This window comes from Rhizobium sp. Rhizsp42 (genome assembly GCF_047304155.1).
Taxonomy (GTDB): domain Bacteria; phylum Pseudomonadota; class Alphaproteobacteria; order Rhizobiales; family Rhizobiaceae; genus Rhizobium.
In genome coordinates, this window is sequence record NZ_JBGLYS010000001.1 from 91191 (window position 1) to 115687 (window position 24497).

Annotated in this window: 23 protein-coding genes; 7 read left to right on the forward strand and 16 right to left on the reverse strand. The window is 61.8% G+C overall.

Features of this window, described 5'->3' with window-relative positions:
• The first annotated feature begins 2 nt into the window (after positions 1-2).
• The 4 genes from ACCD05_RS00455 to ACCD05_RS00470 all read left to right on the forward strand — a co-directional run bounded on the left by ACCD05_RS00455 (position 3) and on the right by ACCD05_RS00470 (position 3587).
• Positions 3-608, forward strand: coding sequence for a transglutaminase-like cysteine peptidase (locus ACCD05_RS00455; RefSeq protein WP_111561458.1), 606 nt, complete (start codon positions 3-5; stop codon positions 606-608).
• A gap of 250 nt (positions 609-858) precedes the next feature.
• The gene (locus ACCD05_RS00460; RefSeq protein ID WP_413390490.1) at positions 859-1611 is read left to right on the forward strand and encodes a hypothetical protein; all 753 of its coding nucleotides are present in this window, start codon (positions 859-861) and stop codon (positions 1609-1611) included.
• Positions 1612-1750: 139 nt separating this feature from the next.
• On the forward strand, positions 1751-3193 hold the full coding sequence (locus ACCD05_RS00465) for a serine hydrolase (RefSeq protein ID WP_413390492.1): 1443 nt from the start codon (positions 1751-1753) through the stop codon (positions 3191-3193).
• 115 nt (positions 3194-3308) lie between these two features.
• Positions 3309-3587 (forward strand): hypothetical protein, encoded by a 279-nt coding sequence (locus ACCD05_RS00470; RefSeq protein WP_018899925.1) that lies wholly within the window; start codon positions 3309-3311, stop codon positions 3585-3587.
• A 40-nt stretch (positions 3588-3627) separates the two neighbouring features.
• On the opposite strand, the gene ACCD05_RS00475 is transcribed toward ACCD05_RS00470, so the two are convergent.
• Both ACCD05_RS00475 and ACCD05_RS00480 read right to left on the reverse strand, forming a co-directional pair.
• The gene (locus ACCD05_RS00475) at positions 3628-4065 is read right to left on the reverse strand and encodes a DUF1489 family protein (RefSeq protein ID WP_026283272.1); all 438 of its coding nucleotides are present in this window, start codon (positions 4063-4065) and stop codon (positions 3628-3630) included.
• Positions 4066-4189: 124 nt separating this feature from the next.
• On the reverse strand, positions 4190-5596 hold the full coding sequence (locus ACCD05_RS00480; protein ID WP_413390495.1) for an L-serine ammonia-lyase: 1407 nt from the start codon (positions 5594-5596) through the stop codon (positions 4190-4192).
• Between the two features lie 188 nt (positions 5597-5784).
• Between ACCD05_RS00480 and ACCD05_RS00485 the strand changes: the two genes are divergently transcribed.
• Together ACCD05_RS00485 and ACCD05_RS00490 are read left to right on the forward strand one after the other, a co-directional pair.
• Complete coding sequence (locus ACCD05_RS00485; protein ID WP_047510582.1) at positions 5785-6549, forward strand: DUF599 family protein; 765 nt, start codon at positions 5785-5787, stop codon at positions 6547-6549.
• Positions 6550-7536 carry a heparan-alpha-glucosaminide N-acetyltransferase gene (locus ACCD05_RS00490; protein WP_413390497.1) on the forward strand — a complete coding sequence of 329 codons (987 nt, stop codon included), beginning with the start codon at positions 6550-6552 and terminating at the stop codon, positions 7534-7536.
• Between the two features lie 16 nt (positions 7537-7552).
• Here the strand turns inward: ACCD05_RS00490 and ACCD05_RS00495 are convergent, their stop codons facing one another.
• Together ACCD05_RS00495 and mgtE are read right to left on the reverse strand one after the other, a co-directional pair.
• Positions 7553-7945: a MerR family transcriptional regulator gene (locus ACCD05_RS00495; protein WP_018899930.1), complete on the reverse strand. Its 393-nt coding sequence runs from the start codon at positions 7943-7945 to the stop codon at positions 7553-7555.
• Between the two features lie 76 nt (positions 7946-8021).
• Positions 8022-9434 (reverse strand): magnesium transporter, encoded by a 1413-nt coding sequence (mgtE, locus tag ACCD05_RS00500; protein WP_018899931.1) that lies wholly within the window; start codon positions 9432-9434, stop codon positions 8022-8024.
• A 168-nt stretch (positions 9435-9602) separates the two neighbouring features.
• Here mgtE and ACCD05_RS00505 point away from each other — a divergent pair, with 168 nt between their 5' ends.
• Positions 9603-10097 (forward strand): peptide deformylase, encoded by a 495-nt coding sequence (locus tag ACCD05_RS00505; RefSeq protein WP_413390500.1) that lies wholly within the window; start codon positions 9603-9605, stop codon positions 10095-10097.
• 10 nt (positions 10098-10107) lie between these two features.
• On the opposite strand, the gene ACCD05_RS00510 is transcribed toward ACCD05_RS00505, so the two are convergent.
• The 12 genes from ACCD05_RS00510 to ACCD05_RS00565 all read right to left on the reverse strand — a co-directional run bounded on the left by ACCD05_RS00510 (position 10108) and on the right by ACCD05_RS00565 (position 24486).
• Positions 10108-10812, reverse strand: coding sequence for a DUF502 domain-containing protein (locus ACCD05_RS00510; RefSeq protein ID WP_413390502.1), 705 nt, complete (start codon positions 10810-10812; stop codon positions 10108-10110).
• Positions 10813-10927: 115 nt separating this feature from the next.
• Positions 10928-12754 (reverse strand): glutamine--fructose-6-phosphate transaminase (isomerizing), encoded by a 1827-nt coding sequence (gene glmS / locus ACCD05_RS00515; protein WP_413390504.1) that lies wholly within the window; start codon positions 12752-12754, stop codon positions 10928-10930.
• Between the two features lie 108 nt (positions 12755-12862).
• Positions 12863-14224 (reverse strand): bifunctional UDP-N-acetylglucosamine diphosphorylase/glucosamine-1-phosphate N-acetyltransferase GlmU, encoded by a 1362-nt coding sequence (glmU, locus tag ACCD05_RS00520; protein ID WP_413390506.1) that lies wholly within the window; start codon positions 14222-14224, stop codon positions 12863-12865.
• An 80-nt stretch (positions 14225-14304) separates the two neighbouring features.
• Positions 14305-15057 carry a FadR/GntR family transcriptional regulator gene (locus ACCD05_RS00525; protein WP_112979764.1) on the reverse strand — a complete coding sequence of 251 codons (753 nt, stop codon included), beginning with the start codon at positions 15055-15057 and terminating at the stop codon, positions 14305-14307.
• Between the two features lie 13 nt (positions 15058-15070).
• Complete coding sequence (gene yjfF, locus ACCD05_RS00530) at positions 15071-16039, reverse strand: galactofuranose ABC transporter, permease protein YjfF (RefSeq protein ID WP_413390509.1); 969 nt, start codon at positions 16037-16039, stop codon at positions 15071-15073.
• Positions 16036-17052 carry an ABC transporter permease gene (locus ACCD05_RS00535; RefSeq protein WP_413390511.1) on the reverse strand — a complete coding sequence of 339 codons (1017 nt, stop codon included), beginning with the start codon at positions 17050-17052 and terminating at the stop codon, positions 16036-16038. Before ACCD05_RS00535 ends, yjfF begins: the two co-directional genes overlap by 4 nt.
• A complete protein-coding gene (ytfR, locus tag ACCD05_RS00540) occupies positions 17049-18572 on the reverse strand; it encodes a galactofuranose ABC transporter, ATP-binding protein YtfR (RefSeq protein ID WP_413391043.1) in 1524 nt (507 codons plus the stop codon). The genes ACCD05_RS00535 and ytfR overlap by 4 nt, the downstream gene beginning before the upstream one ends.
• A 120-nt stretch (positions 18573-18692) precedes the next feature.
• On the reverse strand, positions 18693-19655 hold the full coding sequence (gene ytfQ / locus ACCD05_RS00545) for a galactofuranose ABC transporter, galactofuranose-binding protein YtfQ (protein ID WP_018899940.1): 963 nt from the start codon (positions 19653-19655) through the stop codon (positions 18693-18695).
• Positions 19656-19800: 145 nt separating this feature from the next.
• A complete protein-coding gene (locus ACCD05_RS00550; RefSeq protein ID WP_413390513.1) occupies positions 19801-20874 on the reverse strand; it encodes a BMP family ABC transporter substrate-binding protein in 1074 nt (357 codons plus the stop codon).
• Positions 20875-20919: 45 nt separating this feature from the next.
• The gene (locus ACCD05_RS00555; RefSeq protein ID WP_413390515.1) at positions 20920-21840 is read right to left on the reverse strand and encodes an ABC transporter permease; all 921 of its coding nucleotides are present in this window, start codon (positions 21838-21840) and stop codon (positions 20920-20922) included.
• Positions 21837-22922 (reverse strand): ABC transporter permease, encoded by a 1086-nt coding sequence (locus ACCD05_RS00560; RefSeq protein ID WP_413390517.1) that lies wholly within the window; start codon positions 22920-22922, stop codon positions 21837-21839. Before ACCD05_RS00560 ends, ACCD05_RS00555 begins: the two co-directional genes overlap by 4 nt.
• Entirely contained in the window at positions 22912-24486 is a 1575-nt protein-coding gene (locus ACCD05_RS00565; protein ID WP_413390519.1) for an ABC transporter ATP-binding protein, read from the reverse strand. The genes ACCD05_RS00560 and ACCD05_RS00565 overlap by 11 nt, the downstream gene beginning before the upstream one ends.
• Positions 24487-24497 lie beyond the last annotated feature (11 nt).

The following is a 24497-nucleotide window of genomic DNA, read 5'->3' on the forward strand; positions in this document are numbered from 1 at the left end:
CAATGACGATAACAAACTTCATCAAGGGCGGCTTCGCCGCTGCTGCGATGCTCATGTCGATGGCAGGCGTCGGACAGGCCGGCTACCAGAGCATGACCGTTCTCGGCAACACCAGCCCGCCGATCGGCGCCTATCAGTTCTGCAAGGAAATTCCTGAGGACTGCAAGAACGCAGCCGGCGATCAGGGCACGATGGTGCTGACCGAAGACAGCTGGAAGACGATCCTAAAGATCAACTACCAGGTCAACTCCGAGATCACGCCGATGACCGACATGGAGATCTACGGCGTCGAGGAACGCTGGGCCTATCCGAAGACCGCAGGCGACTGCGAAGACTATGCGCTTCTGAAGCGCAAAATGCTGATCGAAGCCGGCTTCTCGCCGTCGAACCTCCTGATGACCGTCGTGCTGCAGCCGAATGGCGATGGCCATGCCGTGCTGACCGTTCGCACCGATCGCGGCGACTTCATTCTCGACAACATGCGCAACAAGGTCATGCTCTGGGCCGATACCGAGTACACCTATCTGAAGCGCCAGTCGTCCAGCGATCCGACCCGCTGGGTCAAGCTTCAGGACGGCCGCGCCGTGGCTGTCGGTAGCGTCAAGTAATTCCATCCGCCGGAGCAATCCGGCGGGCAAGCAAGGCGCCTGGTCCCGTCCCCGCATGCACGTCCAGACCGGCGTCTCAAGAGCCGCTCCTGCTGTCCCAGGAGCGGCTCGCTTTTTATGGGCCACCGGCATGAGCCCGACGCTCTTGCTTAACGCTTAATTAACCACGCAAGCCCGATCATCACGCCATAGATCAGCGACACCGGCGGCTCACGTTTTTCCTGCGACGGTCAGATACTCGAAAGCCGTCATGCGCCAGGCCATTCAGAGCTCCACAGAGGTCGAGGAATCCCCTCTCCTATCGACTGGCTTTCTCATCCGCACAACCATTGTCATCGCGCTTCTGGCGGTGCTTACCGTTGCCATCAGCGTCGGCGGCCGATGGTTTGGCGCGCGCGTCTCGCTCGCCGGAAATACCGACAGCACGGCGCCGGTGACGCTGACGATCGGCCAGGACACACTGCAGCTCCAGGAAAACACGATTCGCTTCCCCAGCCAGCGGCACAGCGGCACCACCGAGCGCGCCGACCTCTATCTTGCTTGGCCGCAGATGCAGGGCTATTCGAGCGAGAATCGCGATCGCTTCGACGATATCGCCAAATCCCCGGACCTGATTTTCCTGCAGGTCACGCAGGCCACCATGTCGCGTGACATGTCGGGCCGGTTCGAGCCGATCTACTCGCATCTGATCGACCCGACCCCACATCCCTTCGCCAATGGAATGACGCTTCACAAGCTTCGGGCCGATACCGGATATGGCGACGAAGTGCTGCTGACGGCGCCGCGAAAGGGTGGTCCCGACTACGTCGTGCGCTGCCTGCTGCCGGCGAGCCCGGAGCTGACGACCAGCGGCGACTGCCAGCGTGATATCAAGGTCGGGCGCGATTTAAGTGTGCTTTACCGCTTCTCCAGCCGTCATTTGGCGGAGTGGGAACATATTGATGCCGCTATTGCCCAATTTGTGGAAACGCGCCTCGTGAACCGTTCCGCGACATCCAGGTAGAATGGTCCGAAACGGTGAAACAAACGATTAATCATAAACGGATTGGTAACCCCGAAGAGCTACCTTCGATGAGGTTGATCGTGCGGGCGAAGCGCGGTCCCGATTCTTCTAAACTGCAAGCCAAGCAAAGAGTGAAATAGTGTCAAGGTCAGCTTCTTCCGCTTCCCCGTCCCGCTCCAGCAATTTCCTGATCAAGGCGATCGTTGCGCTGTCCATGGCAGTCGGTTTGCTCGGTCTGGATACGGTCAATTCCGACGCGGAAGCTGCCAATTCGAAGTATGCCGGCATCGTCGTCGACGCCAATACCGGCAATGTCCTCTACAGCGAAAACGCCGATCGCTTGCAGTATCCGGCTTCGCTGACCAAGATGATGACGCTCTATCTGACGTTCGAAGCGCTCGAGCAGGGCCGCATCCGTCTCGATAGCGCCGTTCCCTTTTCCGCTCATGCATCCGGCCAGGCACCGACCAAACTCGGCGTTCGCCCGGGCGCCACGATTTCGGTCGAGCAGGCAATTCTCGGCCTCGTCACCCTTTCCGCCAACGATGCCTCGACCGCGCTTGGCGAACTGCTCGGCGGCTCGGAAGACCGTTTCGCGCAGATCATGACTGCGAAAGCCCATGCACTCGGCATGACGCGCACGACCTACCGCAATGCCAACGGCCTGCCGAACACCGCGCAGATGACGACGGCGCGCGACCAGGCCCGTCTCGGCATCGCGCTGCGCCAGCATTTCCCGCAGTATTATGGCTATTTCTCCACGCAGAGCTTCAAGTTCGGCAACCGCATCATCCGCAGCCACAACCGCCTGGTCGGTTCGGTGCGCGGCGTTGACGGCATCAAGACCGGTTACACCCGCGCTGCCGGCTTCAATCTCGTGAGCTCGGTTCAGGTCGATGGCAAGTCGATCGTCGGCGTCGTTCTCGGTGGCGCCTCCACGCCTGCCCGCGACACACAGATGCGCAACCTGATTGCGTCGTACCTGCCGAAGGCTTCGACCCGTGGCGGATCCGCGCTGGTTGCCCAGGCGCCGAAGATTTCGTCCGAAACCGTCATTCCGGTAACCGTTGCCAAGCAGGAAGTCGCGGAACTGCCGCCGACGCATCCGCTGCCGGTCAGCCGCACCGAGGTTGCCTCGGCGCAGGTCGCCTATGCCGGCACGTCGTCGTCCAAGTCCGACAATCCGCTTCTGCAGGAAATGCCGCAGCCGACGAAGGTGAAGACGCAGCCGATCAAGCAGGCCGCAGCCGCTCCGGTTCCCACGCCGACCACCGCCTATGTTCCGCCGGAACAGGGTGATACCTCGGTCGATAGCGTCACGACCGCATCCACCAAGCAGGCGCAGCCGGAAGGTTGGGTCGTGCAGATCGGCGTCTCGGCCAGCCGCGAAGCAGCCATGGATCTGCTCGATGGCGCCAAGAGCAAGGGCGGCAAGGCACTGCGTTCCGCGAAGCCCTTCGCCGTCGCCTATGCCGGCAGCTATCGCGCACGTTTCGGTGGCTTCGACGACCAGAAGCAAGCCGTCAACGCCTGCAACACGCTGAAGCGTGCCGGCGTGAAGTGCTGGGCATCCGCCCAGTGATGAAGACGACCGCCGCCTATCACGTTCAGGCGGCGGCCCGGAATTCGGCCTTGATCGGTGTTCGCGACAGGGCCGACCTTCCTAGACCTGATTTGTATTGCGTACGGGGATAATTATGGCGATCAACGAGAATGTTCCGGAATTTCCGGCCGAAGGTCGGTTGACTGGCAAGAATCCGCGCTCGGTTCTGCATCCGCTTCACGAAGCGGCGATGCGTCTTGCCGAGATTGGCATGCCGCGGCCGAAGGCGAAGACGGCCAAGACCAAGGACCTGATCAATCTGCTCTTGTCGCATGGCGCGCGCGCCTGGCGCTACTCGCAGCCCGAAGCAAGTATCCATCTTCACGTCACCAACCCGGAAGGCCGGGCGCCGGTGACGATGCGGCTCCGCTGAGCCGAAACGAACGGGTCTTTCTCTGACGTGATGCGTTTCGTCAGAGAAGGCCGAGTTCGGAGAGCTCGCGGCGCAGGTCCGCGGGCATCTCAGCAACGCCCTCGCCGAGCGTATCGAGATCACGCGGGCGATCTTCCTCTGGATAATAGCGCCAGCCCTGAAAGGCACGTTTCGGCTGAACCGCCGTTTCGATGACCTCGGGGCCAAGCACCAGATGGCAGCGGCCAATGCCCTCGCCATCGGTAAAGCTTTGAATATCGAGCAGCTTCTGCCGCGCCTGAACCTGGCCCTTGATCACCCAATACAGCGAGCCGCCGTCGAGCAGCTCTTCGACGCGCTTCGGGACCATTCGGGTCGTATGGACGGAGTGCGGTTCCATGCCGGCCGCAATCGCCCTCAAGGAGCGTTCGGCCACCCATTCGCGCAGGTCGTCGATCGAGTCGGCGCCGACGCAGAGTTTGATAAGATGCAATGCCATACCGCCGTTCAAATCCTTTTGCGCGGCAGCGTCAAGCGGCTTGAAGGCACCGGCGGCCCATAGCCGCCGGTTTTCCAATCACAGTGTGATATGCCGTCCAGACCGCGATAGCCGGCCCAGCCTATCAACACTCCACGACGTTGACCGCGAGGCCGCCGGTCGAGGTTTCCTTGTACTTCTCGCTCATGTCGTAGCCGGTCTGGCGCATGGTCTCGATACAAGCGTCGAGCGGAACGAAGTGGCGACCGTCACCCTTGATCGCCAGCGATGCGGCGGTCACGGCCTTCACGGCGCCAAGCGCATTGCGTTCGATGCAGGGAACCTGAACGAGACCGGCGACAGGATCGCAGCTCATGCCGAGATGGTGTTCCAGCGCGATCTCGGCTGCATTCTCGATCTGCTCCGGTGTTCCGCCCATGACGGCGGCGAGACCGGCGGCGGCCATTGCGGCAGCCGAGCCGACTTCGCCCTGACAGCCGACTTCGGCGCCCGAGATCGAGGCGTTGTGCTTGATGATGCCGCCGACGGCCGCTGCCGTCAGCAGGTAGTCTCGGATGCCGTTCTGATCCCAATCGTCGTGAAAGTGTTCGTAATAGCGGATCGTCGCCGGGATGACGCCGGCCGCACCGTTGGTCGGCGCGGTGACCACGCGGCCGCCCGCAGCGTTCTCCTCGTTGACGGCCATGGCGTAGACGCTCAGCCAGTCGTTGGCGAGCAGCGGATTGATGCGGTTGCTGCGCCACTCTTCCTGCAGCTTGTCGTGGATGGAACGAGCGCGGCGGCGGACATTGAGGCCACCCGGCATGATGCCATCGACCTTGAGGCCGCGTTCGATGCAGGAGCGCATCGCTTCCCAAATCCGGTCGAGGCCCTCGTCGAGCTCCTCGCGGCTGCGCTGGCTTTCCTCGTTGGCGCGCTTCATCTGTGCGATCGAGATGCCGGAGCGCGCCGCCATGTCGAGCATCTGCTTGGCGGTGGAGAAGGGATACGGCACCTTGACGCCATCCGACGGCATCTTCTTCTTGGCGCGCATTGTCTCCAGTTCCGTGTCGGTCACGACGAAGCCGCCGCCGACGGAATAGTAGATGCGACGGACGAGCATTCGACCGTCCTTGTCGAAGGCGGAGAAGGACATGCCGTTGGCGTGGCCCGGAAGCGGCTGCTTCTTGTCGAACACCAGATCGGTCTTCGGCTGGAACTGATAGGCCGGGTGTCCGGGTGGCGTAATACGGCCGGAGCGCTCGACCTTGTCGATAATGCCGTCCATCTGATCGGGATCGACGCTGTCAGGCTGCTCGCCCATCAGGCCGAGGATGACGGCCCTGCCCGTCCCGTGGCCGATGCCGGTGTGGGCGAGCGAGCCGTGCAGGCTGACCTTGATCGCCGCGACATTGGCACCCGACGACGGGCGCGGCCATTCATCCGACAGAATCAGATCGAGAAAGCGGGTCGCCGCCGTCATCGGCCCCATCGTGTGGGAACTGGAAGGGCCGACGCCGATCTTGAATACGTCGAAAACAGAAAGGAACATTTGTGCGTCCTGTTGAGAATTTACTTAATCAAGCTACGCCAGCGCGGCTTGCGATCCGTTCGGTCCACCGACATAGCATTTCACGCGTGCGACATCATCCTGTGAAAGGTTCCACTTCCGCCCGTTGTTGCGGTCAGCGCTTCTATCTATAGAGTGGGCGCGTGGAGAGGGACTGAATCAATATAATGATGACGACACCAGATTACATCGCCCTGTGCTTCTTCGCGCTCATGTGGTTCGGCTATGCGCGACTGTTGCGCAGCGCAAGCCTCTTCGGCCGCACCAGCCTTACGCATGCGATGATCGAGCGGCGGCGCGAGTGGATCTACAATTCCCTGCGCCGCGACCTGAAGATGATCGATACGCAGATCATGGCCGGCCTGCAGAACGGCACGGCCTTCTTCGCCTCCACCTCGATCTTCGCGGTCGGCAGCTGCTTCGCGCTGCTCGGCGCGACGGAAAAGGTGGATGCGGTGTTCGCAGATCTGCCGCTGGTTCTCCATAGCGGCCACGCGGTGTTCGAGATGAAGGTCGGCGGTCTGGCGGCGCTGTTCGGCTATGCCTTCTTCAAGTTCGGCTGGTCCTATCGCCTGTTCAACTACTGCACCATCCTGTTCGGCGGCATCCCGATGATGCGCGACACGGAAAACGACGTTCTGGCGGCGGAGCGCGCGGCTGAGCGGGTCATCCGCATGAACATCATCGCCGGCGGCCACTTTAACGAGGGGCTCAGGGCGATCTTCCTGTCGATCGGCTATCTCGGCTGGTTCATAAACCCCTACGTCTTCATGCTGACGACCACGATCGTCATCGTCGTCCTGACGCGGCGGCAGTTCTTCTCGGAGGCGCGGCTGGCGATCATGGATCGCGAGCCGTCATCAAATCTCCACCTTTCTCCTATTCCCCGCAGCAATCCGTCAGCCGACGGAAACGACTCATCTGGGGGATTGTGAATGACTGTTCCGGCGACGGAGAACGCAGCGGCGCCAAAGCCGCCGCGCATCGGCCTGCTCGACACGCTGCGTGGCGCAGCGCTGATCGCGATGGCGACTTATCATTTCACCTGGGACATGGAGTTCGTCGGCTATCTTGCGCCGGGCACGGCCGAGACCGGCTGGCTGAAGCTCTATGCCCGCGCCATCGCCTCGACCTTCCTGTTCATCGTCGGCGTCAGCCTGGTTCTCGCCAATACGCCGGAGACGCGCTGGACTTCGTTCTGGAAGCGGTTCGCGATGATCGCCGCCGCGTCGGTGGCCATCTCCGTGGCGACCTATTTCTTCATGCCCGGAGAGTGGATCTTCTTTGGGATCCTGCACTGCATCGCCGTGCTGAGCGTGGTTGGCGTGCTGCTGTTGCGGTTGCCCCTGCCCGCGATCGTCGCCGTCACCATCGTGGCGGTCGTCGGCTGGATCGCCGATACATGGGTGTCGCCGGGTATCCTGCGCTCGCCGTTCTTCGACCCGCGCTACTTCGCCTGGATCGGCTTTGCGGAAATGCCGCAACGCTCCAACGACTATGTTCCGTTGTTTCCGTGGATGGTGCCGTTTCTGCTTGGCCTGACGAGTGCTGCGATCGCTTTGCGCACCAAGCTGCCGGCGAAGCTCGCCGGTCTAGGGACTGGATCGAGCCTGCTTGCGCGGCTGGGCCGGCACAGCCTCGCCTTCTACCTCATCCACCAGCCGGTGCTGATCTCGATTGCGTTTGCCCTGGCATACATCGTGCCGCCGGCCAAGCCCGATCCCGTGCAAACCTACCTGCAGCAATGCAACACGTCCTGCAGCCTGCAGGAAGGCGAAGCATTGTGTCGCAGTTTCTGCCAGTGCACGCTCGATAAACTGCAGGAACAGAAGCTGTTCACGCCGTTTCAATCCGGCGAGGTCAAGGCCGATGATGGTCGCATCCTCAGCCTTGCCAGCGAATGCAGCGCAGCGCCCCAATAAGGGGCGCATTGGCTGATCAGGTGCCGACGCCGATTTCTGCGAGGCGGCCGAGGCAGGATTCTTCGATATTGTCGAGTTCGGCAAGCGTGTCGTCGATATCCTTGCGCTTCTGGCGCAGGTCCTCGCGCTTTTCGTCGACGCGCTTCATCAGCAGCTTCAGCTGTCCGAGCTCGCCCGGCGGCTCCTTGTAGACCTGAATGATTTCGCGAATTTCGGCGATGGTGAAGCCGATGCGGCGACCGCGCAGGATTTCCTGGATCAGGCGCCGATCGGTCGGGCGAAACAGCCGCGTGCGGCCACGACGCTCCGGGTGAATGAGGCCTTCGTCTTCATAAAAGCGAAGCGTGCGCGTCGAAACTCCGAATTCGCGCGTCAACTCCGTGATACTGTAATATTTGCTTACCGGCATGGATCCCTCGATATTCAGGAACCATAATATTGACTTTTACGTAATAGTCAATTTGTGCAACCCGGCTGCGAGTTGCCTATATGCCAAACCACCAGGTGGCGATCCCCAGAAAAGCGAAGAAGCCGGTGCAATCGGTGACCGTGGTCACGAAAACCGACGAGGCAATGGCGGGATCGGCGCCGACCTTATCCAGCAACAACGGCAAAAGAATGCCGGCGACGGCTGCGGCGAAGAGATTGATGATCATCGCGGAGCCGATGACGAAGCCAAGCTGGTAGTCATGAAACCATGTGGCGGCGATGGTGCCCATGATCACGGAGAACATGGCGCCATTGGCAAGGCCGACCGCCACTTCCCTTCGGATGACGCGGCCTGCATTGTATATATCGAGATCGCCGGTCGCGAGCGCGCGCACGGTCACGGTCATGGTCTGCGTCCCGGCATTGCCGCCCATGGAGGCCACGATCGGCATCAGCACGGCCAGCGCGATCATCTTCTCGATCGAGCCGTCGAACAGGCCGATGACGCTGGCCGATAGAAGTGCTGTGCCAAGATTGATCACCAGCCACAGGAAACGCGATTTGACCGTCGAGAAGACGTTGTCCGACAGCTCTTCATCGCCGACACCGCCGAGGCGCTTGATGTCCTCGTCGGCCTCTTCGTGGATGACGTCGACGACATCATCGATGGTGAGCACGCCGACCAGCCGGTCGTTCTCGTCGACGACGGCGGCGGAGAGAAGGTCGTATTGCTCGAAGAGCTGCGCCGCCTCTTCCTGGTCCATCTCGGCCGGGATCGGGTGGTTGGTCTCGCGCATGATCGTTTCGATCTTGTTCTGCCGCTTGGTGCGCAGGATCTTGTCGAGATCGATGGCGCCGAGCAGTTTGAACGTCGGGTCGATGACGAAGATCTGCGAGAAGGAATCCGGCAGGTTCTCCTCGTCGCGCATGTAGTCAATCGTCTGTCCGACCGTCCAGAACGGCGGCACGGCGACGAACTCCGTCTGCATGCGGCGGCCGGCGGAGCTCTCAGGATAGTCGAGCGCCCGGCGCAGGCGAACGCGCTCGGTGAAGGGCAGCTGCGCCAGGATCTCGTCGCGGTCTTCCTGGTCGAGATCTTCCAGAATGTAGACGGCGTCGTCCGAATCGAGTTCGCCGATCGCGGCTGCGATCTGCTCGTTCGGCATCTGGTCGACGATCTCGCGGCGGATCGCCTCGTCGACCTCGGTCAGCGCCGTCATGTCGAACTGGTCGCCGAGCAGGCGAACGAGCGCTAAGCGCTGATCGGGCTGGATCGATTCCAGCAGATCGCCCAGTTCCGATTCGTGCAGGCGCGCGACATGCTGTCTGAGGAAGATCGTATCGCGGTCGGCGATTGCCGCGCCGACCAGCGCCAGGAAGTCGCTGCGGACGTTTCCATTCTCGTCGTAGAGGTCGGCTTCGCTGTCCTCCGGACGCGTGCGGACGAGCTCTTCTGCGTCGTTCGTCATCTTTGCCGCCCTCGCATCTCTTTCGAAGTTTAGAACGCTTCGATACGCCGGAATTCAACCCGTGCTAGCCGAAAGACATGGGAACGTCCAGCGTTAAACCGTTCATACGGATGACAATTCGCCAGTCGGAAGATAGTTTCGACGCATCTGAAATCAGGAGAGGTTTTCGTGACCGTCCGCCCCATTCTACGCTTCCCTCACCCCGGTCTCAAAACGCCCTGCGCACCGGTGACAGCCTTCGACGACAGGCTCCGCACGCTTGTCGCCGATCTCCTCGACACGATGCGTGCGGCCCCTGGTGTCGGCATCACCGCGGCGCATATCGGCGTGTTCGAGCGCGTGACCGTCATCGAGCTTAGTCGTGAGGATGGGGTGCGGGTTTACGTCAATCCCGAGATCGTCAGCGCATCCGGGGAGACCAGCCGCAATACCGAGGGCAGCGTCTCGATGCCTGGGGCTACCGACGAGGTGATCCGACCGAACGCGATCCGGTTTCGCTATCAGGATGTTGATGGACACACGCACGAGGCGGACGCGGAGGGCTTCCTTGCCATCTGCATCCAGCACGAGGTCGACCAGCTCGACGGGATTTTCTGGCTACAGCGACTGTCGAAGCTGAAGCGCGACCGGTTGGTGAAGAAGTGGGAGAAGGCCGGCGGCTGAACCGGCTGGATTACATCTCAACCGGCGCAGGCAGCGGCTTGCGCGCAGGCTCAGGTGCCGCGATCTGCGAGGCCAGTTCTTCCGGGGTTACGAGGCCGCCAGAGATCAAGAGCTTCGCGGCGTCTTCCGGCGACATGTCGAGCAGCACGATCTTTTCGCGCGGCACGAAAATCAGGAAGCCCGCCGTCGGCACCGGGGTCGGCGGCAGGAAGACGCTGACCATGTCGTGGCCCATGGCATTGAACTTCGAGGCGATCTCGCCCTTCGCATCCGTCGCGATAAAGACCATCGCCCAGAGGCCTTGGCTCGGATACTCGATCAGCCCGACCTTCTTGAAGGAGTTGCTGCGCTCCTTGAGCACCGTCTCGAAAATCTGCTTAACGCTCTTGTAGATGACGCGGACCAGCGGTACGCGGCGCACGAGAGACTCGCTGAACATCACGATCTGCTGGCCGATCAGGTTCTTGCCGAGAAAGCCGATGATGGTGATGATGATCAGGCCGATCAGCAGGCCGGAGCCCGGAACGGCGAAATTCAGGTAGTTGTCGGGGTCGTAGCGCGCCGGAAGGTAGGGTTTCACCCAGCTATCGGCCCAGCGCACCACCGACCATGTCAGCCACAGCGTGATGGCGATCGGCGCGCAGATGATGATGCCCGCCAGAAAGTTGTTTCTGATGCGCGTCGCGACCGACAATCGGGGCAGTTTTTCCGTCATCGTATGCCGACGAACTCCGTTGAGTTTAGCTGCGATCGGAAATCAGTGCCCCCGTGCTTTCCGTGCCAAAAACTGCCAGAATTCGCCGCCCCGCACAAGCCTCGGTCGGTCGGACTCACTCGACCGTGACCGACTTGGCGAGATTGCGCGGCTGATCCACATCGGTGCCCATGAAGACCGCCGTGTGATAGGCCAGAAGCTGGATCGGCAGTGAAAAGATCATCGGCGCGATGATTTCGTCGACATTGGGAAGAACGATCGTCGCCATGGTCGGCAGCTTGGAATGCGCGGCACCCGCTTCATCGGTGATGAAGATGATACGACCGCCGCGGGCTGCCACTTCCTGCATGTTCGACACGGTCTTTTCGAAGAAGCGGTCGTAGGGCGCGATGACGATGACGGGCATGTTCTCGTCGATCAGCGCGATCGGGCCATGCTTCAACTCGCCGGCCGCATAGCCTTCGGCGTGGATATAGGAGATTTCCTTGAGCTTCAGCGCACCTTCCATGGCAAGCGGATAGCTCGTGCCACGACCGAGATAGAGCACGTCCTTGCACTTCGACAGTTCACGCGACAAGGTTTCCATCTGCGGCTGAATGGCGTTGAGCACGCGGCTCATGATGCGCGGCATCTCGGCGAGATGGCGCACCAACTCCTTTTCCTGATCCGGGCCGATCGTGCCCCTCGCCTTGCCGGCGCCGAGCGCCAGCGATGCCAGAACGGCGAGCTGGCAGGTGAAGGCCTTGGTGGAGGCGACGCCGATTTCGGGGCCCGCCATGATCGGGAAGATCGCGTCCGATTCACGGGCGATCGTCGATTCCTTGACGTTGACGACCGCTCCGATCTTCAGGCCATTGTCCTTGCAGTAGCGCAGCGAGGCCAGCGTATCGGCGGTCTCGCCTGATTGCGAGATGAAGAGCGCTGCCTGCGTCGGCGACAGCGGCATTTCGCGGTAGCGGAACTCCGAGGCAACGTCGATCTCAACCGGCAGGCGCGCATAGCGCTCGAACCAGTATTTGCCGACGAGACCGGCGAGATAGGCGGTGCCGCATGCGGAGATGGCGAGACCCGTCACCGACTTGAAATCGATCGCCGCCGCGTTGGCGCTGATCGTGTTGCTGGCGAAATCCACATACTGGCTGAGCGCGTGGGAGATGACCTCGGGCTGCTCGTAGATTTCCTTTTCCATGAAGTGGCGATGGTTGCCCTTGTCGACGACATAGGCCGTCGTCTGCGAGATCTGGCGCGGACGCGAAACTTCGTTGCCGTCGAAATCGAGAATGGTCGCGCCGTCCTTGGTCAGAACCGCCCAGTCGCCGTCGACGAGATAGGTGATCTCGCTGGTGAAGGGCGACAGCGCGATGGCATCCGAGCCCAGGAACATCTCGCCCTTGCCGTAGCCGACGGCGAGCGGCGGGCCGGAGCGCGCCGCCATGATCGTGTCGGGGTCCTTCTGCAGCATGACGGCCAGTGCGTAGGCGCCGGTGACGCGGTTCAGCATCTTCATCATCGCCGCGCGCGGCTCGAGGCCTTCGCCGAGATACTTCGCAACCAGGTGCGCCACGACTTCTGTGTCGGTCTGCGTTTCGAAGACGGCGCCCTCGGCGGTCAGTTCGTCGCGCAGTTCGGAGAAGTTCTCGATGATGCCGTTGTGTACGACGGCGACGCCCTTGACGAAATGCGGGTGGGCGTTGGTTTCGTTGGGAACGCCATGCGTTGCCCAGCGGGTGTGCGCGATACCGGTCGTGCCGGCCAGCGGCTCGCTATCGAGGCGTTTTTCAAGATTGAAGAGTTTGCCTTCGGCGCGACGGCGGTCCATGGCGCCATCGTGGATGGTGGCAACGCCGGCGGAATCATAACCGCGATATTCGAGCCGCTTCAGCGCATCGACCAGACGCACCGCCACAGGGCTATTACCAACGATACCAACAATACCACACATAAAGAAATCCCCAGAGCCAGCAATCAATTGCAGGCAGTCGTAACAATTTTCGCTTTTTACTCAATCGGCCCGGCGGTCACTTTCGGTGACCGCGCGTTACGAAGACAATCAGCCTTTCGCCTTCTTGGCGGCCTTCTTCGCAAGCGCCAGTTCGCGCAAGATGGTGGCGCGGCCGGGCTTGATCTCCTGGCGCGCGCGTCCGAAGGCAAGCGCATCAGCCGGAACGTCATTGGTGATGACGCTGCCTGAGGCGATGTAGGCGTTGTCGCCAATGCTTATGGGCGCCACCAGCGAGGAGTTCGAACCGACGAAAGCGTTTGCGCCGATGATCGTTTCGCTCTTGTTGACGCCATCATAGTTGCAGGTGATCGTGCCCGCGCCGATATTCGCGCCGGCGCCAATGCGCGCGTCGCCGATATAGGTCAGGTGATTGACCTTGGCGCCCTCGCCCACCTTGCCGTTCTTCACCTCGCAGAAATTGCCGACCTTCGATCCCTCGGCGAGATCGGCGCCCGGCCGCAGGCGCGCGAACGGGCCGACCGTCGCGCCGACGCTGACATGTGCGCCCTCGATGTGCGAGAAGGCATGGATGACGGCGCCGCCGTCGATCACCACACCGGGGCCAAAGACGACGTTCGGTTCGATCAACGCATCCTGGCCGATGACGGTGTCGTAGGACAGGAAGACGGTTTCGGGGGCGACCATGGTGACGCCCGAGATCATCAGTTCGTGGCGACGACGCTCCTGCCAGAGCCGCTCGATGACGGCGAGCTCGGCGCGGTTGTTGGTGCCGGTCATTTCGACCTCGGGGGCATCGACCGCAGTGACGCGGCCGCCCTGCGAGCGGGCGATCTCAACGAGGTCGGTCAGATAATACTCGCCCTTGGCATTGTTGTTGCCGATCAGCGCCAGAAGCTCCAGCGCCTTGCGGCCGTTGATGGCCATCAGGCCGCTGTTGCACCAGGTGACGGCGCGCTCGGCGTCGGTCGCGTCCTTTTCCTCGCGTATGGCGATCAGCTCACCATCCTTGACCAGCAGGCGGCCGTAGCCGGTCGGCTTGTCGGTGTGAAAGCCGATGACGACGATATCACTACCATCAGCCAGCGCCTGGCGTGCCGCCTTCAGAGGCGCTTCCGTCTGCAGGGGAACGTCGCCATAGGTGACGATCACATCGTCATAACCGCGCGCAATTGCGTCGCGTGCGGCGAGAACGGCATGGCCGGTGCCAAGGCGTTCTTTCTGGAGATAGGCCTCGATCTCGACGCCGCCGACAGCAGCCGCCGTGGCAACCTCGTCGGCATCACGGCCGACCACGAGCGCCACAGCGCCGATATCGGTCTTGGCCACGGCTTCGACGACATGGGCGATCATCGGGCGGTTGGCCACCGGGTGGAGAACCTTCGACTTCGACGATTTCATTCGCGTGCTGTCACCCGCAGCGAGAATGACGGCAAGACAAGTGCGTTCCATGGTCTGCTCCCAAGAATCCGTTACAGGCGCGTTGCCGCCTCATAGCAGCAAGACGAACACGGAACAAAGATCAAAATGGATTAGGCCGATACCTTGGTCATTCCGGCGTAGGCGTCATGCACATGATCGCGGCCCTCGACGATGACCGCCTCCATCGCTGAACGGGCGGCCGGCACGTCGCCTGCCGCGATCGCCTTGACGATGCGCATGTGCGTTTCGGCGATGTTCGAGAAGCCGCTCTGCGAGGGCGGCGTGCTGATGCGGAACATGCCTACGAGCGCGGCCTCGATCAGGCTGCCGAGCGTATGCATGAAAGGATTGTGCGCGGCATCGGCGACGGCGAGGTGGAACTCGAGATCGGCCATAGCGAGACTCTCCGTCGTATGGTCGGGCGCGGCCATCTCCTTGGCGAGATCGGTCAGGAGTGCGATCTCCTCAGGCGTTGCCCGTTCGGCCGCGAGGCCAGCCGCGAAAGGTTCGACGGCCAGCCGAATATCGTAGAGCTGCAGCAGAAATTCCTCGGTCACGTCGTCATCGAAGTGCCAGGCGATCACTTCGCTGTCGAACATGTTCCACTGGCTCTTTTCGGTGACCCGGGTGCCGACGCGCGCCTTGGCGACGATCATGCCCTTGGCGGCCAGCGTCTTCATCGTTTCGCGAAGAACCGTGCGGGACACCTTGAAGCGCTGCGCGAGTTCGATGTCGCCAGGAAGGATGCTCCCGACGGGATAGGTGCCGGCCACGATGGCGCGGCCGAGTTCGTCCACCACCTGTGCGTGGCTGGTGCGAGATCGGCGTTGTGTCTTCCCGGTGTCCAGAATTCGATTGCGCAAGCCACGGCCCCCGTCAGGCATACCTCTTGTTCAAACTCGAGAGGAACAGGATGGCTTTCTGCATCAGGATGAATGCAAAAAGCAGCAGGCCGATCAGTATCTTCGTCCACCAACTGGAGAGTGTTCCATCGAAGGTGATGTAGGTCTGAATCAACCCTTGTATCAGGAGCCCGATAAAGGTCCCTGCTACAAATCCCGCTCCACCCGTCAGCAAAGTGCCCCCAATGACAACCGCCGCGATGGCATCGAGCTCGACACCGACAGCCGCCAACGAGTAGCCGGCGGACGTATAGAGGGAAAAAACGATTCCGGACAGGCCGGCAAGGAAGCCGGAAAGCGCATAAATCTGAATTGTGGTGCGACCAACCGGCACACCCATCAACTGCGCCGTGTGGGCCCCACCGCCAAGCGCGTAAACGTTGGTGCCGAAGCGGGTGCGGTGGGCGATGAAGATGCCGACGGCGAAGACCAGGAGCATCACGGCACCGATCAAAGTGAGTCGGCCGCCGCCCGGCAGCTTGTAATAGAGGCCTGACAGCGTGTTGTAATAATCGTGGCCGATCGGGATGCTGTCGATGGAGAGCACGAAGGCCATCCCGCGCGCCAGGAACATGCCGGCAAGCGTGACGATGAAGGCAGGCATCTGCAGATAATGGATCACGGCGCCCATCGCCGCGCCGAAAGCCGTGGTGATGACGAGCACCAGCGCGAAGGCGACCAGCGGATGAATGCTGGTGTTCTGCAGGATGACGGCTAAGAACACGCCCGTGAAAGCGATGACCGAGCCGATCGACAGGTCGATGCCACCCGAGATGATCACGAAGGTCATGCCGACGGCGGCAATGCCGAGGAAGGCGTTGTCGGTCAAGAGATTGCCGACCACGCGCGTCGACAGCATGCTCGGATACTGCGTGGCGCAGACGGCGTAGGAGAGGATGAAGATCACGATTGTCGCGAGAAGCGGCAGGTATTTCGAATTCATTTCTGCAGTTCCCCTCTCGGGCCGGAGCGACGCCCCATAAAGACGGCTGCCGATTGCACGGCCGGCGACTGGATCACCAGGATGACCAAAACAATCACCGCCTTGATGATCAGGTTGAACTCCGGCGGGAAGCCTGAGAGCAGGATGCCGGTGTTGACCGCCTGGATGATCATCGCGCCGATGAGCGAGCCGACGATGCTGAAGCGGCCGCCGAGCAGCGAGTTGCCACCGACGACGACCGCGAGGATCGCGTCGAGCTCGAGCCAGAGGCCGGCATTGTTGGCGTCGGCGCCCTTGATGTCGGCAGCGACGATGATGCCGGCGATCGCCGCGCAAAGTCCGCTCAGCATGTAGACCGCCATCAGCAGCACCGGCGTGCGGACGCCCGACAGAGTGCTTGCGCGGCGGTTGATGCCGGTTGCCTCGACGAGCATGCCGAGCGCGGTGCGGCGAACGAGCAGCGTGACCAGAACGCCGACGACCAGCCAGATGACGACGGGCATCGGCATGAAAGCGAAGGAGCCGCTGCCGAAGAAGATCAGACCGTCATCGTTGAAGGTCATAATCACGCCCTCGGTGATCAGCTGCGCGATGCCGCGACCGGCCACCATCAGCACCAGCGTGGCGATGATCGGCTGGATGTTGAGGACAGCCACAAGGAAGCCGTTCCAGACGCCGCATGCGAGACCGATCAGCAGCGTCAGCACCAGCGTCCAGGCGAGCGAGTTGCCTGAGACGATCGACGACGCTGCGACGGCGCCGCAGATGGCGATGACCGCGCCGACGGAGAGGTCTATGCCCTTGGTGGCGATAACGAGCGTCATGCCGATCGCCAGCAGCGCTACGGGCGCACCGCGATTCAAGACGTCGATCAAGCTGCCGTAGAGCCGGCCATTTTGAATTGTGACATTAAAAAACTGTGGGAACATAATGAAGTTCAACAGCAATATGACGGCTAGCGCGATCAATTGCGGTGCCAGGCGAATGAGCAGCGCCTTCTGTGACGACGTCATGCGTCCTCCGTCTTTTTCTGCACGGCGGCAATTGCTTGGACGATGCGCGACGTGCTGACGTTCTCACCCGTCAACTCCGCCACATGTTCGCGGTCCCGCAATACCAAAATACGTGAACTGTAGGCGATAAGCTCTTCTAATTCCGATGAAATAACGATCAGAGACATGCCCCTTTCGCAGAGCTCCTCGATCAGCTTTATGATCTCGGCATGGGCGCCGACATCGATGCCGCGGGTCGGCTCGTCCAGGATCAGGAAATCAGGATTGGTGGCCAGCCAGCGGGCGAGGATCGCCTTCTGCTGATTGCCGCCTGACAGCAGACGGATCGGCTTTTCGCGGTCGGTGGTGCGGATGTCGAGCGCCTTGATGTACTGGTCGGCAAGCGTGTTCTGCTCGCCGCGAGACAGCGGCCGCGCCCATCCTCGGCGCGCCTGCAGCGCCAGCGCGATGTTCTCGCGGATCGAGAGATCGCCGAAAATGCCATCGGTCTTGCGATCCTCCGGGCAGAAGCCGAAACCGGCGCGGATCGCGGCGCGCGGGTTAGAGAGAGCCACTGCCTTGCCGTCGATCTTGGCGGTGCCGCTATCGGCATTCTCGATGCCGAAGAGAAGTTCGGCCGTTTCCGTGCGTCCCGAGCCAAGCAGACCGGCGACGCCGACGACCTCGCCGACACGAACGTTCAGGTCAAACGGCTTCACCTTGCCGCGCTTGCCGTATCCCTCGAAGCTGTATTTCACGGGACCGGCAGCGACGCTGCGTTCCTTCACGGCGGCTTCGGCATGCGCCAATTCGTGGCCGAGCATCATCGAGATCAGGCCTTGGCGCGGCAGTTCGGCCTTCTCGCGTGTGCCGACGAGCTTGCCATTGCGCAGTACCGTGATGCGATCGCTGATGTCGTAGACCTGCTCAAGGAAGTGGGTGATGAAGACGATGCCGAGGCCGCGTTTCTTCAAGTCGCGCAAGATGCCGAAGAGCATCGCCACTTCCTGCGCGTCGAGACTTGCCGTCGGTTCATCGAGGATCAACACCTTGCCGGAGAGATCGACGGCGCGGGCAATGGCCACGACCTGCTGGACGGCGACGGAGAAGCGATCGAGCTGCGCGGTGACGTCTATCTCCATGCCATATTGTCGCAGCAACTCGCTCGCCTGGCGGTTCATGGCGGAAACGTCGATCATGCCGAAGCGCTTCGGCTGGCGTCCGAGAAACAGGTTTTCGGCAACGCTCAAATTGGAAAGGAGATTGACCTCCTGATACACGGTGCCGATGCCAAGCCGCTGCGCAGCAAGGGTATCAGCCGGATCGATCTCGGCGCCATCAAGCGTGAGGCTGCCTTCGTCGCGGCGATAAGCACCGGTAATGCACTTGATCAGCGTCGATTTTCCGGCGCCGTTTTCACCGAGCAGCGCGTGCACTTCGCCCTTGCGAAGGGTGAAATCGACCTTGTCGAGAGCGACGGCTCCGGGGAAGAATTTCGATATGCCGGATGCGGCAAGGACGTTCTCGAAATTGTGAATCATCAAGTGGGCTTTTCCTGATATTGACCGACATGGCCTGATAGCAACCCGACATGATGTCTGGCAGCGTTCGCGGCAGTTCCGCACCGGTCCATGATGGACCGGTGCGGTTCATGTGTCAGATCAGTAGCCGAGACCCTTCTTGGACTCGTAGACCTTCTTCGGATCGTCAGCCTGGGTGTAGAGCTTCGATTCGGTCTGGATCCACTTGGCCGGAGCCTTCTTGTCCTTGAGGTAGGCGTCGAGCGCGTCGAATGCCGGGCCTGCCATGTTCGGTGTCAGCTCGACGGTCGCATTGGCTTCACCCGCTTCCATTGCCTTGAAGATATCAGGAACGGAGTCGATCGAGACGACGAGGATGTCCTTGCCCGGCTTCAGGCCGGCTTCCTTGATCGCCTGGATACCGCCGACAGCCATATCGTCGTTATGGGCGTAGAGGGCGCAGATGTCCTTGCCGCCGTTCTCAGCCTTCAGGAAGCTTTCCATGACTTCCTTGCCCTTGGTGCGGGTAAAGTCGCCGGTCTGGCTGCGAACGATCTTGAAGTTCGACTTGCCGGCAATGGCTTCCTCGAAGCCCTTCTTGCGGGCGATGGCCGGAGACGAGCCGGTAGTGCCCTGGAGCTCGACGATGTTGCACTTCTTGTCGGCAACGGTCTTCACGAGCCAGTCACCGGCAACCTTGCCTTCGTGAACCTGGTCGGAGGTCACGGCCGTCAGGTAGAGGTCTTCAGGCGCCTTGATCGTGCGGTCGAGAAGGATGACCGGGATATCGGCTTCCTTGGCTTCCTTCAGAACCGCATCCCAGCCGGTTTCAACAACCGGTGCGAGCAGGATGGCGTTGACGCCCTGGGCGATGAAGGAGCGGATCGCCTTGATCTGGTTTTCCTGCTTCTGCTGGGCGTCGGCGAACTTCAGGTCGATGCCGCGCTTCTTCGCCTCTTCCTTGGTGACGGTCGTCTCAGCAGCGCGCCAGCCCGATTCCGAACCGATCTGCGAGAAGCCGACAACCAGTTCGGCGGCCTGTGCCGAGCCGAACATGCAGGCAGCAAAAACCGTGGCACTCATGAGTGCTGTCTTGAATTTCATGATTTCCTCCAAAAGCCGCCTCCCGCGGCACACACTAGGAAAATCATATAGTATTACTTTTGTAAATGCACTTTCTGGTATGCAATGCAGCAAAAAGGGCGCCCGAAACGAGCGCCCTTTCGCACGTGCTAACAGTGAGAAATGCTCACTTCGGCAGCTTGTCGTCCACGCCTTCAACGTAGAAGTTCATGCCGAGCAGCGTGGCATCGTCAGCCTTCTCGCCAGCCTTCAGCCACGGGGTACCGTCCTGCTTGTTGATCGGGCCGGTGAAGGGGTGAATCTCGCCCGACTTGATCTTGGCTTCGGTATCCTGCGCCATCTTCTTCACGTCGTCAGGCATGTTGGTGTAGTCGGCCATCTTGAGGATGCCGTCCTTCAGGCCGTCCCAGCTCTGCTCGGACTTCCAGGTGCCATCGAGCAGCGCGTGAACGCGCTTGGAGTAGTAGTTGCCCCAGGTGTCGACGATAGCCGTCAGCTGTGCCTTCGGGCCGGCGGCGATCATGTCGGAAGCCTGGCCGAATGCGTGGATGCCGCGTTCTTCAGCAACCTGCATCGGGGCCGTCGTGTCGGTGTGCTGCGTCAGGACGTCGACGCCCTGGTCGACCATGGCCTTGGCGGCGTCGGCTTCCTTGCCCGGGTCGAACCAGGTGTTCACCCAGATGACCTTGAGCTTGAAATCAGGATCGACAGACTTCGCGCCCTGCTCGAAGGAGTTGATGCCCATGACCACTTCCGGGATCGGGAAGGAGGCGATGTAGGCAGCGCCATGGTTCTTCGAGGTCTTGGCGGCGATCTGGCCGAGGATGTAGCGGCCTTCGTAGAAGCGCGAGTTGTAGGTCGCGAGGTTCGGGCCGGACTTGTAGCCGGTGCCGTGCTCGAACTTCACATCCGGGAACTTGGCGGCAACCTTGACGGTGGCGTCCATGAAGCCGAACGAGGTCGTAAAGATCAGCTTGCAGCCGGAGCGGGCGAGACGCTCGATGGCGCGCTCTGCATCCGGGCCTTCAGGAACGTTTTCGAGATACGGCGTGTCGATCTTGTCGCCGAATTCCTTCTGGATCTGCTGGCGGCCGAGGTCGTGCGCCTGCGAGTAGCCGCCGTCGGTGTGCGAGCCGACGTAGACGAAGCAGACCTTGGTCTTGTCGGCTGCCTGGGCGGCCGAGCCGACGCTCAGGATGGCAGCTGCCGAAGCGGCAAATGCGAATGCTAGTCTTTTCATGGTAACCCCTGTGGTTTGGAATTTCTGAGTTCGTTTGTTCTTGTTCTATCGTTCCGGGACGAATGGTTTTCCCAGGGACGCCGGCGTGTTGATCAGCGTCGTGCGCCGATTATGAGAAATGATGACGAGAACCACAATAGTGGCCGCATAAGGCAGCATCGACAGGAACTGCGCCGGAATACCGATACCGAAGGCCTGGGCATGCAGCTGCAGGATGGTGACGGCACCGAATAGATAGCCGCCGGCGAAGACCCGCCACGGACGCCAGGAGGCGAAGACGACCAGCGCCAGCGTGATCCAGCCGCGACCTGATGACATGTTCTCCACCCATTGCGGCGTATAGACGAGCGAAAGCTGCGCACCGGCAAGCCCGGCGCAGGCGCCGCCGAACATCACCGCGAGATAGCGCGTGCGGATGACGCTAATCCCAAGCGCATGCGCCGAGCCGTGGCTGTCGCCGATGGCGCGCAGCTTGAGACCAGCGCGGCTGCGAAACAGGAACCAGCTGACGCCGAAGAGAAGCGCCAGCGACAGGTAGAAGGTCAGATCCTGCTTGAAGAGCACCGAGCCGACGAAGGGAAGTTCGGAGAGGTAGGGTACGACGATCGGTGCGAGCCGCACGCCGGGCACGCTGACATACCCCTCGCCCAGCATGCCCGACAGGCCGAGGCCGAGGATGGTGAGCGCAAGACCTGTTGCCACCTGGTTGGCGACCAGCGTCAGCGTCAGGAAGGCGAAGAGCAGCGAGAAGATGGCGCCCATGGCGATACCGGCGAGAAGCCCGATATAGGGCGAACCCGATATCTGAGCCCCGGCGAAGGCCGCGACGGCGCCCATGATCATCATTCCCTCGACGCCGAGGTTCAGCACGCCGGAACGTTCAGTCACCAGTTCGCCGAGGGCGGCGATGACGAGCGGCGTCGAAGCGGTGATGACTGTCAGCAGGATGGCTTCGAAAATGCTCATGCGACGCCTCCCCGGACACGCGACCAGACGATGCGGATCTTGTAGGCGATCAGCGTGTCGCAGGACAGGACGAAGAACAACAGCAGCCCCTGGAAAACGCGGGTGACCTTGTCGGAGACACCGATCGACAGCTGCGCCGCCTCGCCGCCGAGATAGGTCAGCGCCAGCACCAGGCCGGAGGCGATGATGCCGAGCGGGTTGAGGCGTCCGAGGAAGGCGACGATGATCGCCGTGAAGCCGTAGCCCGGCGAGATCGCCGGCTGCAGGTGGCCGATCGAGCCCGAGACTTCCGAGATGCCGGCGAGACCGGCCAGCGCGCCCGAGAACAGGAAGCTGAACCAGATCATCTTCTTCGAGGAGAAACCGGCAAAGCGCCCTGCCCGTTCCGACTGTCCGAGGACGACGATCTCGAAGCCCTTCAGCGTGTATTTCAGCATGAACCAGACGAGGATCGCGGCAATGATCGCGAAGACGAAGGCCCAGTGGGCGCGGCCGGATTCTTCCCAGATCGCCGGAAGCACCGCTTCGGGCGGAAATGAGACGCTTTCGGGGAAGTTGAAGCCGGCGGGATTGCGCCAGGCGCCGCGGATCAGCCAGTCGAGAAAGAGCTGCGCGATATAGACCAGCATCAGGCTGGTCAGGATTTCATTGGTGTTGAAGTGCGCCTTGAGCAGCGCCGGGATGCCGGCGAACAGCGCTCCGCCGAGAGCGCCCATGATCAGCATCAGCGGCAACACCAGGGGCGAATGCCACTCGGTGAACAGGATCGGCAGGATCGAGCCGGTGATCGCGCCCATGGTGAACTGGCCCTCGGCGCCGATGTTCCAGTTGTTGGAGCGATAACAGACGGCCAAGCCGACGGCGATCATGATCAAAGGTGCGGCCTTGATCGCCAGCTCGTGCAGCGACCAGACTTCGAGCAGCGGCTCCAGGAAGAAGGCGTCGAGCGCCTCGATCGGATCCTTGCCCAAAATCTCGAACATGATCGCGCCGGCAACCAGCGTCAGAATGAGCGCCAGCAGCGGCGAGACGAGACCGTAGAGCTTCGACGCTTGCGGACGCTTTTCGAGTTCAATGCGCATGCGTGGTCTCCGGCGCGGTCTTGCTTTCATGCAGGCCGCCCATCAGCAGGCCGATCTTCTCGCGCGTCAGCTCGCCCGCAGGGAATGGCGACGACAGGCGTCCCTCGGAAATGACGGCGATTTCGGTGGCGACCTCGAAAATCTCGTCCAGATCCTGGCTGATGACGACAACCGCCGAACCGTTGCGGGCGAGATCGACGAGGGCCTGGCGGATGCGGCTGGCTGCACCGGCGTCCACGCCCCAGGTCGGCTGGTTGACGACGAGGACGGCCGGCTGGCGGTCGAGCTCGCGGCCGACGATGAATTTCTGCAGGTTGCCGCCCGAGAGCGAGCCGGCTGCCGGATCCTCGCCGCTCTTGCGAACATCCATCTCCTCGGAAATACGCTTCGTGGCGTTCTTGACGGCGCTCCGGCGGATGATCTTGAGGAAGCCGCCCGATAGAAACGCCTTGCGGTCGGATTTGCTGCGGGCGAGCACGAGGTTGTCGGAAAGCTTCATCGCGGAGACGGCGGCGTGACCGTGGCGCTCCTCAGGCACGAAACCGGCGCCGAGCAGGCGGCGCGCGGTGATCCCCTGGTTTCCGACAGGCTTGTTGCGGATGACGACGGCTTCGGGCTTTGATACCGGATACTCGCCCGAGAGCGCATCGAACAACTCGCCCTGCCCGTTTCCGGCAACGCCTGCGATCGCAAGGATCTGACCGGAACAGACCGTCATCGACACGTCCTTCAGCGGCATGGCGAAGGGCGTGCGCGGGGCGACGGAGAGGCCGGAGACGGCAAGCTGGACGGGACCCTTGGCGCCGCGATCGGGGTGGGTGACGGAAGCCACGTCGTTGCCGACCATCATGCGCGCAAGTGAGGCCGGCGTTTCATCGGCCGGTACGCAAGCGCCGGTGACCTTGCCATGGCGTAGCACCGTGGCGCGGTCGCAGATGCGCTGCACCTCTTCCAGGCGGTGGCTGATGTAAAGCACCGAGCGGCCCTCGGCCTTGAGCTTGAACAGCGTCTCGAACATCTTGTCTGCTTCCTGCGGCGTCAGCACCGAGGTCGGCTCGTCGAGAATGATCAGCTTCGGGTTTTGCAAGAGCGCGCGGACGATCTCGATGCGCTGGCGCTCGCCAACGGACAGATCCGCCACATGGGCGTGTGGGTCGAGCGGCAGGCCATAGGCCTGCGACAGCGCCCTCGCCTCCTCGGCGATCTTGCCGATCGGGATGCTATCATCGAGAGAGAGTGCGATGTTTTCGGCAACGGTGAGCGCTTCGAACAGCGAGAAATGCTGGAACACCATGCCGATGCCGAGCTTGCGCGCGGCTCCGGGCGAGTTGATCGCGACCGGACGTCCCTCCCAGACGATATCGCCCTCGCTCGGCTCAAGGACGCCGAACAGCATCTTGACCAGCGTGGATTTTCCCGCGCCGTTTTCGCCTAGCAATGCATGGATTTCGCCGGGAGCGATCTCGAGGTCTATGTGGTTGCAGGCAGCAAAGCTGCCGAAGAGCTTTGTCAGTTTCTGGACGGACAATAACGCGCCTGATGCCGGCACAGTCGATGACGACACTTTCCCCTCAT